At 70.0% G+C, this 14434-nt stretch carries 11 protein-coding genes; 1 reads left to right on the top strand and 10 read right to left on the bottom strand.

What is annotated here, in order from left to right; genetic code table 11:
- Positions 1-2: 2 nt before the first annotated feature.
- Entirely contained in the window at positions 3-404 is a 402-nt protein-coding gene (locus DFR41_RS22875; protein ID WP_114804410.1) for a hypothetical protein, read from the top strand.
- A 111-nt stretch (positions 405-515) separates the two neighbouring features.
- On the opposite strand, the gene DFR41_RS22870 is transcribed toward DFR41_RS22875, so the two are convergent.
- From DFR41_RS22870 to flhD, 10 genes are all read right to left on the bottom strand, one after another.
- A complete protein-coding gene (locus tag DFR41_RS22870) occupies positions 516-1235 on the bottom strand; it encodes an RNA polymerase sigma factor FliA (RefSeq protein WP_017759682.1) in 720 nt (239 codons plus the stop codon).
- Positions 1236-1282: 47 nt separating this feature from the next.
- Positions 1283-2809 carry a flagellar biosynthesis GTPase FlhF gene (gene flhF / locus DFR41_RS22865; RefSeq protein ID WP_114804409.1) on the bottom strand — a complete coding sequence of 509 codons (1527 nt, stop codon included), beginning with the start codon at positions 2807-2809 and terminating at the stop codon, positions 1283-1285.
- A 62-nt stretch (positions 2810-2871) separates the two neighbouring features.
- Positions 2872-4944, bottom strand: a complete 2073-nt coding sequence (gene flhA / locus DFR41_RS22860; protein WP_114804481.1) for a flagellar biosynthesis protein FlhA — start codon at positions 4942-4944, stop codon at positions 2872-2874.
- Between the two features lie 17 nt (positions 4945-4961).
- A complete protein-coding gene (locus tag DFR41_RS22855) occupies positions 4962-6128 on the bottom strand; it encodes an EscU/YscU/HrcU family type III secretion system export apparatus switch protein (RefSeq protein WP_114804408.1) in 1167 nt (388 codons plus the stop codon).
- An 88-nt stretch (positions 6129-6216) separates the two neighbouring features.
- A complete protein-coding gene (locus DFR41_RS22850; RefSeq protein ID WP_114804407.1) occupies positions 6217-8817 on the bottom strand; it encodes a class I SAM-dependent methyltransferase in 2601 nt (866 codons plus the stop codon).
- Positions 8814-11252 carry an HAD family hydrolase gene (locus DFR41_RS22845; RefSeq protein ID WP_147284416.1) on the bottom strand — a complete coding sequence of 813 codons (2439 nt, stop codon included), beginning with the start codon at positions 11250-11252 and terminating at the stop codon, positions 8814-8816. Before DFR41_RS22845 ends, DFR41_RS22850 begins: the two co-directional genes overlap by 4 nt.
- A gap of 130 nt (positions 11253-11382) precedes the next feature.
- Entirely contained in the window at positions 11383-12378 is a 996-nt protein-coding gene (gene motB / locus DFR41_RS22840) for a flagellar motor protein MotB (RefSeq protein WP_017760134.1), read from the bottom strand.
- A gap of 46 nt (positions 12379-12424) precedes the next feature.
- Positions 12425-13288, bottom strand: coding sequence for a flagellar motor stator protein MotA (motA, locus tag DFR41_RS22835; protein ID WP_114804406.1), 864 nt, complete (start codon positions 13286-13288; stop codon positions 12425-12427).
- 121 nt (positions 13289-13409) lie between these two features.
- Positions 13410-13955 carry a flagellar transcriptional regulator FlhC gene (flhC, locus tag DFR41_RS22830; RefSeq protein ID WP_043114554.1) on the bottom strand — a complete coding sequence of 182 codons (546 nt, stop codon included), beginning with the start codon at positions 13953-13955 and terminating at the stop codon, positions 13410-13412.
- Positions 13956-13982: 27 nt separating this feature from the next.
- Positions 13983-14315: a flagellar transcriptional regulator FlhD gene (gene flhD / locus DFR41_RS22825; RefSeq protein WP_017760131.1), complete on the bottom strand. Its 333-nt coding sequence runs from the start codon at positions 14313-14315 to the stop codon at positions 13983-13985.
- Between the last annotated feature and the right edge of the window lie 119 nt (positions 14316-14434).

Genomic DNA, 14434 nt, shown 5'->3' with positions numbered 1-14434 from the left:
CCATGCACGCCCCCCTGATGATCGACACCCGCGAGTCCACCGAAGAGCTGCTGCAGGAAGTCGAGCGCCAGCTCGACGCCGTGGATGCCCGCCTGCTCGAAGGCGACGCGCCGGCGCTGGAAGCCGCCTGCAACGGCATGCGCCAGGTTGCCAGCGGTTTCAGCAACGTGCTGGAGTCGGCCCTGTCGGCCGAGGTGTTCGATGCCGACTTCCGCGACCGCATCGAAGGCGTCGCCCAGCGGTTGCGCGTGCTGCGTGCCGGCATCGCCCGCCGCGCCGCCGCCGTTGAGCGCAGCCTGGCCACCCTGCTGGGCACGCAGGACACGCCCACCTACGGCGCCGTCGGCCAGCGCAGCATGTTTGGCGCCCCCGCCATGCGCAGCGCCGCCAGCGGCATGCACTGAGCCCGAACGCCACCCAACCACCACTCCTGGAAAAACGCCCCGGTCCGCAGAGCGGCCGGGGCGTTTTTCTTTTCAGGGCAGCCGCGTCAGCGGCATGGGGGTGAAAGAGCTTTAGTGCCCGCGCATCTTTGCGCGCAGCCGCGCCACGGCCTGGCTGTGCAGCTGGCACACCCGCGATTCGGTGATGCTGAGCACGGCCGCGATCTCCTTGAGGTTCATGTCGTGCTCGTAGTACATGCCCATGATGTAGCGCTCGCGCTCGGGCAGCGACTCGATGGCCGCGACCAGCGCGCTGCGCAGGCGCTGGTCCTTGAGCACGCTCATGGGGTCGGCTTCGTTGTCGGCCACATGGCGTTCGAGGAAGGCCTCCTCGTCGTCGCGCCCCTCGCCGCCCATGTCCTCCAGGTAGAGCAGCTGGGTGCCGCGCACACGGCCCAGCAGCGACTGGTATTCGGCCAGCGGCATGTTCAGCTCGGCGGCGATCTCGGATTCGTGCGGGGCGCGGCCCAGCCGGTGTTCCAGCCGCACCACGGCCTGCTCGATCTGCTTCTGGCTCTTGCGCGAACCGCGCGACATCCAGTCCCCGTCGCGAAGCTCGTCGAGCATGGCGCCACGGATGCGCTGCGTGGCGAAGGTCTCGAACTGCACGCCCTGCGTGGCGTCGAAGCGGGAGAGGGCGTCGACCAGGCCGATCATGCCCACCTGGATCAGGTCGTCCACCTCCACATTGGGTGGCAGCTTGGCCACCATGTGGTGGGCGAGGCGCTGCACCAGCGGCACATACTGGCGGATCAATGCGTCGCGGTCGAGGCGGCCCTTGGCGGTGTACATCTTCTGGAGAGCAGCGGCAGCGAGCATGGCGGGTCGGTCCCCGTGGTTCAGCGCCGAGTGCTGCATTGTGCCGGGGAAAGCAGAAGGTCGAGGTCGTCCACGCAGCGGGGCTCGAAGGCGCCGCGCAGCGGGGCATTGAAGGTCTCGCGCAGCAGCTCGGCGGTGCGCGGCATGCGCCAGTCGTCCGGCACCACCTGGCCGCAGCCCAGCCCGCGCAGCTGCAGGCCATGGCGCATCAGCACGTCCAGCGCGGGGCCGAGCTTGACGGCCTCGTCGACCTTGGTAAGCAGCGCGTGGCGGGCGCCGTCCTCGCGGAAGGCCTGCGCCACTTCGTCCAGCGCGTCGCCCTGGGCGCCGGCATTGAGCACGACCAGCGGCTTCACGCCGGGCAGGTCCAGTTGCGCCATCTGCTGCTGGCGACGCGGATCGTGCGAGGCATGGCCCGCGGTGTCGATCAGCACCAGCCGCTTGTGCGCCAGCAGGGCCAGCAGCTCCTGCAGCGCGGCGGTGTCATGGGCCTGGTGCGCCACCACGTCGATGCTGCGGCCGAAGGCGCGCAATTGCTCGTGGGCGCCGGCGCGCTGGGTGTCGAGCGTGATCAGGCCCACGCTGGCGGCGCCATGGTTGCGCGCGCACAGCGTGGCGAGCTTGGCGATGGCGGTGGTCTTGCCTACGCCGGTGGCGCCGACCAGGGCCAGGATGCCGCCTTCGTCTTCCAGCGGCACCGCCTGCTCGTCGATGGCCAGCAGGCGGGTGAACGTGGCCAGCACATGGGCCTCGGCCGCGGCGGCGTCGGTGCCGGCGGCGATGGGTTGCAGCACGGCGCGCACCAGTGGCGCCGAGAAGCCCGCGCGCACCAGGCGCAGCATCAGGTCGGCCAGCGCCGGGTCCTGGCGCGCGCGGCCCAGCCAGGAAAGGGCCTCGAAGCGGGTCTCGACCATCTGGCGCAGGGCGCGCAGTTCGGCCATCACCTCGGAGAGGGCCTGGGCGGGAACCATCGCCCCGGCCGGTGCGGGCTCGGCGGTGGCAGGAGCGGCTGCGCGCTCGGTCGGCAAGGGAATGCCGGCGAAGGGCGCGGGGCGTTGTGCGGCGGCGGGGTTCCATGGCATCGCGGCCACGGGGGCCGCTGCGCGGGCGCTGGTTGCCTGGAGGGGCGTGACGATCGGGGCGGGGCCCGCGGGCTGGCTCGCAGCGGCCGAGACGGCCGCATCGCCCAGTTGCTTGCGCAGCATGCGCTCGCGCACGAAGTCCTGGAAGGAGAGCGTGCTCATCGCCAGACGGTTGGCGTCTTCCTCGACCGAGCTCTCCGCCAGATCGGGCAGGCGGGCGGCCGACGGGGCAGCGGCGGCCGTGCTCGCCTTGGCCGGGACGCCGACGGCAGCGGACGTTGGCGTGGCGGCGGTGTTGGTGGCCGCCTGCTGCAGGCCCGCGAGCGATTCCTCGGATGCGGCCATCACCTCCACGCCCTGTTCGGTCTGCTTGTTGGACAGGATGAGCGCGTCATCCCCAAAGGCAGCCCGGGCCATGGCCATGGCTTCGCGTGCGGTCGGGGCCAGAAAGCGTTGGATGTTCATGATTCAGGCGGGCAACGGCTGAAGGCGGATCGAGAGCGTGCAGCGGAAGGGCATGGCGCGCGTCAGGCGGCAGCGCCGCCACCGCGCAGGATGGGCCCGATGCGGATGGTGTGGGTCTCGGGAATCTCGCTGTGCGAGAGCACCGCCAGCCGAGGCGCCGTGCGGCGCACCAGGCGGGCGATGGCACCGCGGATGGCATCGGGCACCAGCAGGCAGGCGGGCACGCCGCGCTCTTCCTGCCGGTTGGCGATGTCGGCCGCGCTGCGGGTGAAGGTGTCGGCCACGCCCGGGTCCAGCGCCGGGCCCTGTGCATTGCCCAGGGCCTGCATCAGCAGGCGCTCGAAGCCGGGCTCGATGGCGATCACATCCAGCTCCTTCACCGGGCCGTAGATCTGCTGCACGATGGCTGGCGCCAGCGCCACGCGCACGCGGCGGGCCAGTTCGACGGCGTCGGTCACGGTGGCCGCCTGTTCTGCCAGGGTCTCGACGATGGTGCGGATGTCGCGGATGTGCACGCCTTCCTCCAGCAGCAGCTGGAGCACCTTCTGGAAGGTGGCGATCGGGATGAGCTTGGGCACCACTTCCTCGATCAGCTTGGGGCTGTACTGGCTGACGTGTTCCACGAGTTGCTGGGTTTCGGATCGGCTGAGCAGGCGGCCTGCCTGGGTCTGCATCAAATGTGACAGATGGGTGGCCATCACGGTCTCTGGATCAACGACCGTGAAACCCGCCATTTGTGCGCTGTCGCGGTAACGCGCCTCGATCCAGGTGGCGGGCAGGCCGAAGGCCGGGTCGGTGGTGGCGGTGCCGATCAGCGGCGTGCCGATGCCGCCGGGATTGATGGCCAGGAACATGCCCGGGAAGGCCTCGCCCTCGGCCACGACCACGCCGCGCAGCGTCACGCGGTAGGCGCTGGGCTTGAGCTCGAGGTTGTCGCGCACATGCACGGCCGGCGGCAGGAAGCCCACTTCCTGGGCGAACTTGCGGCGCACGCCCTTGATGCGGGTGAGCAGGTCGCCCTGGCGGTTCTTGTCGACCAGCGTGATCAGGCGGTAGCCCAGTTCCAGGCCCAGCAGCGACACCGGCTGCAGGTCGGCCCAGGTGGCATCGGCCTCGGGCGGCGGCTCGCTGGGCTTGGGCGTCTCGGCCTCGATGCGGCGGCGGCGCGCCATCGTCCATGCGCCCCAGCCCAGCAGCGCGGCCATGCCCAGGAACACCACATGCGGCATGCCGGGCACGATGCCCAGCAGCAGCAGGATGGCCGCTGTCAGGCCCAGCGCACGCGGCGAGGTGAACACCTGCTGCACGATCTGCCGGCCCACGTCCTCTTCCTTGCCCACGCGCGAGACCACCATGGCCGCGGCCACGGAGATCAGCAGGCCCGGGATCTGCGCCACCAGCGCATCGCCCACGGCCAGCAGCACGTAGCTGTTGGCCGCTTCGCCGGCAGGCATGCCGTGCTGCAGGACGCCGACGGTGAAGCCGCCGATGACGCTGATCACCAGGATCAGGATGCCGGCCATCGCGTCGCCGCGCACGAACTTGGAGGCGCCATCCATGGCGCCGAAGAAGTTGGCTTCCTCCGCCACTTCGGCGCGGCGTCGGCGGGCTTCCTTCTCGTTGATGGTGCCGGCATTGAGGTCGGCATCCACCGCCATCTGCTTGCCGGGCATGGCGTCCAGGGTGAAGCGGGCCGACACCTCGGCGATCCGCTCCGCGCCCTTGGTCACCACCACGAAGTTGATGACCACCAGGATGGCGAACACGATCAGGCCGACCGCGAAGTTGCCACCGATGAGGAAATGGCCGAAAGCCTCGATCACCGCGCCGGCCGCGCCGGGGCCGGTGTGGCCTTCGAGCAGCACCACGCGCGTGGAGGCCACGTTGAGCGACAGCCGCATCAGCGTGGTCAGCAGCAGCACCGTCGGAAAGGCGGCGAAGTCCAGCGGCTTCGTCATGTAGGCCGCCACCATCATCACCATCAGCGCGGCGGCGATGTTGAGGGTGAAGAAGCCGTCCAGCAGCCAGGCGGGAATGGGCAGCACCATCAGCGCCAGGATGGCGATGACCAGCAGCGGCGCGGCCAGGCGTTGCAGGCCGGCGGAGTCGGGTCCGTCGCCGAACAGCCCCTGCATCGTGCGCTGGATCGCGTTCATGCCTCATCCTCCAGCGCGGCCATGGCCTGGGGATCGTTGAGCGGATCGAGTTCGGCCGGAACCACCGGCTCGGGCACGGTCTGGGGCCAGGCGCCGCGACCGGCAATGGCGGCCTTCAGGCGATAGACGTAGGCCAGGATCTGCGCCACGGCGGTGAAGAGTTGGCTCGGAATCGGCTGATCGATCTCGGCATGCGCGTACAGCGCGCGGGCCAGCATCGGCGACTGGATCACCGGGATGTCGTGCGACTTGGCGATGTCGCGGATCTTCATGGCCAGCAGGTCGGAGCCCTTGGAGATGACGTGCGGCGCGGCCATGTCGGCCTCGTCGTAGCGCAGCGCCACGGCGAAGTGGGTCGGGTTCATCACCACGAAGTCGGCACGCGGCACGGCCGTGATGCTGGCGCGCTGAAGGATCGCGCGGGCGGCCTTGCGCTGCTGGCCCTTGACGTGCGGGTTGCCGTCCGTCTCCTTGTGCTCCTGCTTCACTTCCTCATGCGACATGCGAAGGCGCGAGCGGTGCAGCCAGCCCTGCAGTGGCACGTCGGCGATGGCGGCGGCCACCAGCACCAGCATGGCCAGCGCGGTGCCCTGCACCAGCCAGTCGGCGAAGTAGGGCAGGGCGCTGGGGGCCGGCATCAGCACCATGCGCGCCAGCGCATCCATGGAGCCGCGCACATACACGAAGCCCACGCCGGCCAGGATGGCCGACAGCAGCACCAGCTTGAGCACGGTGCTCGCCTGCTGCTTGCTGAAGAGCCGGCCGAGGCCGGAGAAGGGGTTGAGCCGGTTGAGATCGGGCGTGATGGCCTTGGCGCTCATCACCCAGCCGCCTGTCGCCAGCGTGGCGATCACGGCGGCCGCGATGACGATGGCTGCAAAGCCCACGCAGGCCGCGATGCCGAGCAGGCCCAGGTGCATCAGCCGCTCGCCCATGGCGGCGGGCCGCATGGCCTCGGCAGCGTTGAAGTGCAGTGCCGCGGCCAGCGCATCGCGCAGCGCACCGAAGGCGGTGGGCGCCAGCAGCAGCAATGCCACGGCGCCGGTGCCCACCACGGCCAGGTGGGTCAGGTCCCGCGAGCGGGGCACCTGCCCGTCACGACGGGCCTGGTCCAGGCGCCGCTGCGTGGCGGGGAGCTTCTTGTCCTGGCTGCTGGATGACATGGGCGCGAACGGCGATGGGCGGTTCGGGGCATTCTCGGCAGCGGGTGGTGTTTCAAAAGCCGGATAAGGGGCGGCCCGTGCCCCTTATTCAGCCGCCCCAGCGCTGGAGGAGCCGGTCCACGCGCTGGTCGAAGCCGCTGTCCAGCGGCCGCTCGAACTGCGCCAGGTGCGCGGCCAGGCGACCGGCTGCCGGTGCCAGCGCGTCGCCGTGCAGATCGAGCAGCGCCTGTGTGTGCCAGTGGGCCAGGCGCTGCAGCAGCCGCTGCCGCGTGGCCGGCCAGGCCGCGGTGTCGCGCAGCAGTTCGAGGAAGGCCGGGGCCTGCGCAGCCTCGCGCATCCAGGGCATGCCTTGCACCGGGGCGAGCAGGCTGCGCGCCAGCAGGCCCAAGGGCTTGCCAGTGAAGACGGCGTCGAACTGCAGCGTGCTGAGGGTGAAGAGCAGGGCATCGGCCGCACCGAAGACGGTGGCGGTGCTCTGCTGCACACGCAGGATGCGCGGATGCGCGGGCAACGCCAGCTCGCGGCCGGCCGCGAGGTTGAAGGGATGCTCCTGGACCAGCAGCCAGTGGCCCTCGGCCATCACCCGCTCGCACAGCGCGTCCACGCGCGCCTGCAGGCTGGCGTGGCTGCAGTCGTGCAGGTCGGCCAGGCAGTCCTGGTCGCGGCCGTGCAGGCTGGGCTCCCCGTGGGTGAAGAGCGCAAGCACCCAGTCCTCGTCGCCGATGCCCCAGGCGTTTCTTGCGGCCGCCCGGTCAAGGACGGCGGGTGCGTCGTAGCGGTCGGGCGAGTCGATGGTCCGCATGCGCGCGGCCAGCGCAGCGACCTGCGCAGGCTCCTCGGCGCAGGTGGCGAGGGCATGGCCCAGCGCCAGGCTGGTGGTCTGCTCGCTCAGGCCGTTGTTCTCGCCCGTGTCGACCATGAGCGTGTATTTGAGCCAGCCGCGCTCCACCGACCAGAAGGGGATGTCGCGCGCACGGCTCAGGTGGCGCAGGCGGCGCGTCACCGGGTTCAGGCTCTGCCAGCCCAGCACGGCGCAGGGCCGCAGTTGGTCCAGTACATCGCCCAGGAATTCATGGGCGACGCGCTGCGCGTCCTGCGCCTCGGCATAGCTGCAGCGGTACCAGGCCACGGTGTCGAGGATGTCCTGCTCGTCGATGGCGATGCCCGCCGACGGCTGACCCCGCCATCTGGCGAAGTCGGTGAGCGCAAAGGGGATGGGCAGGGCGTCCAGTCCCGGGGTCTGGACGGTGGTGGTGCTGAGCAGGACGAGGCGCATGCCCTGGTTGGCCAACTCATCCGCAAGCGCCAGCCAGAAGGCCTCGATGCGCGGGTCCACGCTCGCTGGCACGCAGTGCATGGCCAGCACCAGGCCGCGGGCGATGGGTGCATCGACCGTCTCGGCATTGCGCCTCCAGGGGCGCGGCGCCGTGGCATAGCTGATGTGGGACAGGTCGACCGCCGGCTGCAGCGCCGGCTTGTGGCCACCCATGATCCACCACTCGCTGTCAGGCGGCATGCGTGTCTCGGCTGGCAGTTCGCGCCAGGTGCGCGGCATGCGCATCCACTGGCCTCCACTGAGGCCGGACTTGCAGCCGCTGGCAATCTGCTGCACCAGCGCGTCGCGCACGAAATGCGTCGAGAACTCGCGTCGGAGCCGGTCGAGCGTGTAGACATGCAGGTGGTGCGGGTTGGGGTCCTCGCCGGTCTCGTCGCTCCAGTCGTTGGGCACGCTGACCACGATGCGGCCGCCCGGCGCCAGCAGGCGCTCGAAGGCAGCGAGCGTCTGCTGCGGCTCTTCGACATGCTCCAGGGTCTCGAAGGACACGATGAGTTCGAAGCTCGCATCGGGCAGCTGCGCCAGGTCGCGCGGCAGGTAGCCGGCGTGGAAGGCCAGGCGCTCGTCCTGCGTGGCGAAGTTCTGCTGCGCATAGTCGATGGCATAGGCGCTGCCGTCGATGCCGTTGACGCTGGCGCAGGTGCTGTGCCGGGCCAGGATGTAGCTGCCGTAGCCCAGGCCGCAGGCCGCGTCGAGCACGCGGTCGCCAGCGCGGGCCAGGCTGGCCGCCCATTGGTAGCGGATCAGGTGGGCATCCGCGCGCTCGCCGGTCTCGCGCAGCATGTCCATGTGCAGGTCGCGCTCGGCCAGCAGTTGTTCCTGGGGATAGGCGGCAAACGCCGCGTCGGGAATCCGCTGCAACGGCACGACGAGCGGCCACGCATCCGCGTCCAGCGCCTCGTAGGACAGGCAGAGGTGGTAGGCCGGGTGCTTGCGAAATCCTGCGGCGAAGGCCTGGGTCTCGATGTGGGCGCGGGCCGCGGCGACCGGCAGCCCGGCGGGCGGTTCGGCCACGAGGGCCAGCAGATCCTGCGCGCCTGCCGCGCGCAGGGCATCCAGGCTGGCACGCAGACCCGGGCCCTCCGCATCTTTCCAGCGCAGGGCCCAGGCGATGCCAGGGGTGGCGGCGCCGCGTGCGCGCGGCCATTCGCGCAGGGCGCTGCGCAGCGCCTGCACATCCGTCGCGGCCTCGATGCCCACCAGACGCGGGGCGCCGGGGTCGGCAGGGCCCAGCAGCTCGGCGAGCAGTTCGGCCGAGCTGCCGAGACACAGCGGCGGGACCGGGCCCAGGCAGAGCTGCGCAACGCGCAGGGCGGGCGGGGGGGCCGACAGGGTGGCAAGCGGGGCGTTCACGAGACGAGCTCCGGGGCGGCGGGGTAAGGGCCTGGGACCGGCAGGGCGGCGCGCTCGACGAGCGGGCGGTAAACGATCCGCAGCACGGTGCCCGGGGCCACGGGGGCGCGGGCGGCGGGGACGTACATCATCCCGCCCGGCTCGAAGTGCAGCAGGCCGTCGTCATCGAAGGCGGCCTGGTCCAGCAGCACGTCCAGGCCGACCCGAACGTCGACCGGCGCGTCCTGCAGCGTGCCCAGGGTCAGGCGCTGGATCGCATCGAGCTGGATGCAGCGCAGGTGGCGGCCCCAGAGCACGCTCATGTCGAAGCTGGTGCTGAACGGCAGCAGCAGTTGCTGATAGCCGTCGCAGGTCGCCGTGGCTTCCACCTCTTGCACGGCATGCTGCGTCCGGTCGGCCAGCAGCACGGTCAGCCGCTGCCGACGCTGGCCGCTGTGCGCGGTGTCCAGCGCAAAGCCGAGCCTCACGGAGTTCAGGAGCAGGTTGGACAGGCCCGCGTCCAGGTGCCGCAATTCGGCAGGGTGTCCCACGCGAAGGTCGCGGAAGTCGTGCGTCAGCATGGCGAAGCCCTCTCGGCGGAACTCCTGCGCTGCCGCGGCCAGGTCGATCACCCGGTTGGCGAGCGATGTGCCCAGGTTCATGTCGAACTGCAGGCCGGCCAGGCATTCCGTCTCTTCGGGCGAGGGAAAGTAGACGAGCCGCCCCAGGTCGGCGGCGGCATTGATGCCCAGCGCCACCAGGTCCGCCGGGCCGCGGCAGGCGGCGGGCCAGTGGCGCCACTGCGCGACGAAACGCAGGCAGGCGGCCTGCATGTGCTCGACCTGCGGCAAGGCCGCCCGCGGGCGCGCACCAGCCGCCGCCAGCGGCGCGCCGTGGTCGTCGTAGTCCTCCGTGCTGGTGGCCGCCAGGGCGCAGATCTTTTCGAAGATGCCGATGAACGCGGTGAGTGCGACCACCAGCCGTTCATCGGCCCAGTGCGCATCGATGAGGGCCCGGCGGTCCGTCCCGTGCAGCGTGGCGTTGCGTGCGAGCAGGTAGGCACCGAAGACCTCCACGTCGAGGGCCTCATGCAGAAGCGGGGCCAGTGCGTTCTGCACGGAGCCCGCATAGCCCAGGTCCACCAGCATCAACAGCTCGCCAGGCTGCACGCCAGTTCGGCTGCGGACATGCGCGACGAGCCGGCGGCAGTAGGCCTGCGATTGCGCAACGATGGTGCTCAGCACGGCCGGCTGCTGCACGGCGTTGGCGAAGGCGCGGGCCGGGTCCGGCTGCCGTCTGGCCTGCGCCACCAGCTGGCGCGCCATGTCGGGCGGCAGCAGCAGCTGGCGCGCCAGGATGTCCAGCGTATGTACGTTGAGCGAACTGGCCAGCACGCCCAGCACGTCGTCTTGCGTGCGCAGCGATGCGGCGATGGCCGCGAAGCGTGAGATATGCAGCGCGCTGGCGTCCAGCACGCCCGGCGCCAGGGCCTCGCAGGCCTGCTGCGGCAGATGCCCGTCGCGCATCAGGAATGCCGTGCGCACCCGCGGCCCGCGCGCGGCCAGGACCTGTTGCTGCTGAAGGATGAATTCGGCAAAGGCCGCGAGGATCGGGCCGACCGCGCCATGGCCGATGCGATCGGCCGTCGTGCCCCCCTGGTCGTCGCCCAGCGAGAGAACGCCGTGGAAGAGGCTGGGCACGGGCCGTTCCGCCCGCAGCTGCGGCATCAGCTGCAGCGCGGCCTGCAGGCGGTCGCCCGCCTGTGCCGCGGTGGCTTCGTCGAGCGGTGTCAGCTGGGCCGCGCCGATACCCGCCTGCCGTGCGGCCTCGGCGTCGGCCACCGGATGGTCACCCACATGGAAGAGGTGGGCCGGGTTGCCGCCTTCACGCCGCAGCACTTCCTTCCAGCCCCCGGCGCTCTTGCCACGCCCCAATTCGCTGGAGCAATGGATGGCGTCGATGCCGGCGCAGCCGGGGTCGTCCATGACGCGGCACAGCAGGCGGCGCAGCTCGGCGGCGCTCCAGTAGGTGTCGCTCACGACGATGACGCGCAGGCCGCGGGCCTTGGCCTGGCGGATCAGCGCGAGCGTGCAGGGATGGATGAAGCCCGCTTCGGCCTCGCAGTCGAACTCGGCGTCGCACAGCGCCTGTCGCTGCTCGGCCGTGGCATGGGGCAGGGCCTGCCTGTAGATCTCGTCGAGCGTCACCTCGGGCAGGCCGCTGCGCAGCTCCTTGCGGCGCCGGGCCTGGGTCTCGCTGGCGGCTCGCCACGCGGCCGTCAGGCCCAGCGCCAAGGCGGCGGGGCGCTGCTGCAGGGCATAGAACACATCGATGGGCTGCGCCACGCGGCGCCACAGCAGCGTGTCGAAGCAGTCCAGCGACAGCGTGCGCACGCCGGGGGGCAGCAGAGCCGGCAGTTCGGGCAACTCGGCGGGCCGGAGAGTGGAAGGAGGCATGGTCGCTTTCGACGCAATCGGGGCATTGCCACTGTAGGTGCGGCACCCGTGCGTCGAAGGCCCGATATGCGGCGGCGGGGGGCGGCTGTTCTCGCCTTCGGCGGGCCGCCTGGCCCGTGCGTGTGCAGGCTCAGGGCTTGGCGTCCGCCACGTTCTGGCGGGGCGCAGCCGGCGCGCTGACGGTGGCGGCGGGCGCGGCAGCCGCCTGCTCCTGCAGCGCCTTCACGGCGTCGCCGGCCTCCATGCTCCGTCGCCCGTCCATGCGGGCCTCGGCCTCGCGGGTGAGCACGGTAATGCTGATGCGGCGGTTGATGGCGGCGGTGCGGTCGTTCTTGTCCAGCGGATCGCTGGCGGCCAGGCCCACCACGCGGATCAGCTTGTCCTCGGGCATGCCGGCCGCCACCAGTTCGCGGCGCGAGGCGTTGGCGCGGTCGGCCGACAGCTCCCAGTTGCTGTAGCCGCGCTCGCCGTTGCCGTAGGGCGTGGAATCGGTGTGGCCGGCCAGGCTGACCTTGTTCTCGATGCCCTTGAGCGAGCCGCCGATGGCACCCAGGATGTCGCGCATGTAAGGCTTCACCAGCGCGCTGCCGGTGTCGAACATGGGTCGCTGCTGGGCATCGACGATCTGGATCTCCAGGCCGTCGGGCGTGGTCTCCAGGCGGATCTGCGAGCGGAACTCGCGCAGCTTCACGTCGCTGGTGATCAGCACCTCGATGCGGCCGCGCAGGGCCTCGAGCTTGCGTGCATCCTCGCGCGCGGCCTGGGCGCGGGCCTCGGCCGTGTGCGAGCGGGTCGGGTCCTTGCCCACCTCGGTGCTGCGGCGCATCTCGCCGGTGGTGCGGGTGAGGTCGTTGCCGCCGCCAGTCACGATGCTGGAGCTGCTGCCCGTACCCGGTCCGCCGGCCATCTCGACCTTCAGTGGCGAGTTGAAATAGTTGGCGATGCCCTGCAGGTCGCCCTTGGTGGTCGAGCCCAGCAGCCACATCAGCAGGAAGAAGGCCATCATGGCCGTCACGAAGTCGGCGTACGCGATCTTCCACGCGCCGCCATGGCTCGCATGCACCGTCTTCTTGACGCGCTTGACGATGATGGGCTGGAGCTTGCGCCCCGACGAGCCGGTGGCCATGGTTGCGTTCGTGCTTCAGTGAGGGGCGGCGCGGCGTTCAGTGGACTCAAGCTGGCTTCTTCTTGACGTGGCTTTCCAGTTCGCTGAAGGTCGGCCGCTCGGTCGAGAACAGCACCTTGCGGCCGAACTCGATGGCCGTGGTCGGGTTGTAGCCCTGCATGCTGGCCAGCAGCGTGGTCTTGATGCACTGCAGCTCCTTGCCCGCGTCCTCGGCCTTCTGCTCCAGCAGGCCCGCGAGCGGCTCCACCACACCGTAGGCCAGCAGGATGCCGAGGAAGGTGCCCACCAGCGCTGAGCCGATCATGGCGCCGAGCACGGCGGGCGGCTGGCCGACCGAGCCCATGGTGTTGACCACGCCCAGCACGGCGGCCACGATGCCGAAGGCCGGCAGGCCGCCGGCCAGGCGGGTGAGGGCGGCCACGGGGCCATGGGCCTCCTGGTGGTGGGTCTCGATCTCGCTGTCCATCAGCGATTCGATCTCGTGCGCGTTGAGGTTGCCCGAGACCATCATGCGCAGGTAGTCGGTGGTGAACTCCACCACGTGGTGGTCGCTGCCCACCTTGGGATAGGCCTGGAAGATGGGCGACTCGGCTGGCGACTCCACGTCCTTCTCGATGGACATCAGGCCGTCCTTGCGCGCCTTCTGCAGGATGTCGTAGAGCAGCGCCATCAGCTCCATGTAGCGTGCCTTGGTGTACTTGGAGCCCTTGAGCGAGGCGGGCAGCGCCTTGAGCGTGGCCTTGAGTACCTTGGGCTGGTTGTTGACCACGAAGGCGCCGATGGCGCCGCCACCGATCACCAGGATCTCGTTGGGCAGGGCATGCAACACCACGCCGATGTTGCCGCCGTGCGCGATGAAGCCGCCGAAGATGCAGCCCAGGGCGACCAGGTAACCGAGGATGACGAACATGGTGGAGGGCGAAGATCAGGTGGTGCTATTGGGCCTGACGACGGGCTGAGCCGGTCCCGCAAAAAGGGCCCGATCGCGGGCCCATATCGACAGTTCGGAGGCGGCGTGCCTGGGGTTCAATTCACTGCAGATGCACACCGTTGGCCGCGCCCGCCCCCTTGCCTGCCCGAGCCGGCGGCTCGCACAGACCGCACACGAAGTGGCGCGGGTTCTCGTAGGCGTCGGCAACGAAGTGGCCACCACAGCGCGTGCAGGGCACCATCTTCAGCATGTTGTTCTTGACGAAGCGCACCAGGCGCCAGGCCCGGGTGATGGTCAGCAGCGGCTCCAGACCCTGCGCTCCCACCTGTTCGGAGTACAGGCCGTAGGCCTTGATCATCACGTCGACGTTCTCCAGATCCGCGCTGGAGCGGCTGAGGTAGGCGTGAATGTTCTGGAACAGCGAGGCGTGGATGTTGGGCTGCCAGGTGAGGAACCAGTCCGTCGAGAAGGGCAGCTGTCCCTTCGACGGCGAACGGCCGGCCACTTCCTTGTACAGGCGCAGCAGCCGCTCGTAGGACAGATCGGTTTCGCTCTCGAGCACCTGCAGCCGGGCGCCCATTTCGATCAGGCTGACGGCCCGGTCGATCTGGCGCGACTCGTCGAGCACGCTCTTGGGGGTAGGCATCTTCTTGCTTTCCACGAGGCGCCAGGTTCAGAGACCCTGCTCCGCGATGCGGCTGGACATGACGATGTTGGCATGCAGCCGGGCCGTGGCCTCGTTGATGGTGCGGTGGCCGACGTTGTGGTTGGTCAGCAGGCTCCAGACCATGTCGTCGTCTGCACGGAAGGTGCACAGCAACATGTTGCCGGAGGCGATCTTCATCAGCTGGGCCGGCGACAGCGCCGCGATCAGATCGGCCGATTCGCCCGAGATGCCGAGGCGGTAGAGCGCCTGCGCGCGGTCCTCGCGGATGAGGCTCTGGGCCAGCATCAGGTAGGTGAGGTTGGCTTCCTTGATCTCGGAAAGGATCTGGTCGCTGGTCATTGTGGGCCCCCAAGAACTGTGTCAGTCGATGGAAGTAATTGTGAGATTGGTAACAAAAAACTTAATGCGAAGTGGGCGGTACTTCATGTCATCCAACGGCCGTGACGACGAGACTTTTG

The sequence above is a fragment of the Pseudacidovorax intermedius genome, assembly GCF_003350475.1.
GTDB classification, from domain to species: Bacteria; Pseudomonadota; Gammaproteobacteria; order Burkholderiales; family Burkholderiaceae_C; genus Xenophilus; species Xenophilus intermedius.
The sequence above is the reverse complement of the archived record's forward strand: the minus strand, read 5'-3'. Positions and strand labels throughout refer to the sequence as shown.

Excerpts from the sequence above, each read along its gene's own strand:
- DFR41_RS22875 (WP_114804410.1), top strand. The coding sequence starts at position 3 with ATGCACGCCCCCCTGATGATCGACACCCGCGAGTCCACCGAAGAGCTG.
- DFR41_RS22870 (WP_017759682.1), bottom strand. The coding sequence starts at position 1,235 with ATGTACACCGCCAAGGGCCGCCTCGACCGCGACGCATTGATCCGCCAG.
- flhF (WP_114804409.1), bottom strand. The coding sequence starts at position 2,809 with ATGAACATCCAACGCTTTCTGGCCCCGACCGCACGCGAAGCCATGGCC.
- flhA (WP_114804481.1), bottom strand. The coding sequence starts at position 4,944 with ATGCAGGGGCTGTTCGGCGACGGACCCGACTCCGCCGGCCTGCAACGC.
- DFR41_RS22855 (WP_114804408.1), bottom strand. The coding sequence starts at position 6,128 with ATGTCATCCAGCAGCCAGGACAAGAAGCTCCCCGCCACGCAGCGGCGC.
- DFR41_RS22845 (WP_147284416.1), bottom strand. The coding sequence starts at position 11,252 with ATGCCTCCTTCCACTCTCCGGCCCGCCGAGTTGCCCGAACTGCCGGCT.
- motB (WP_017760134.1), bottom strand. The coding sequence starts at position 12,378 with ATGGCCACCGGCTCGTCGGGGCGCAAGCTCCAGCCCATCATCGTCAAG.
- motA (WP_114804406.1), bottom strand. The coding sequence starts at position 13,288 with ATGTTCGTCATCCTCGGTTACCTGGTCGCCCTGGGCTGCATCTTCGGC.
- flhC (WP_043114554.1), bottom strand. The coding sequence starts at position 13,955 with ATGCCTACCCCCAAGAGCGTGCTCGACGAGTCGCGCCAGATCGACCGG.
- flhD (WP_017760131.1), bottom strand. The coding sequence starts at position 14,315 with ATGACCAGCGACCAGATCCTTTCCGAGATCAAGGAAGCCAACCTCACC.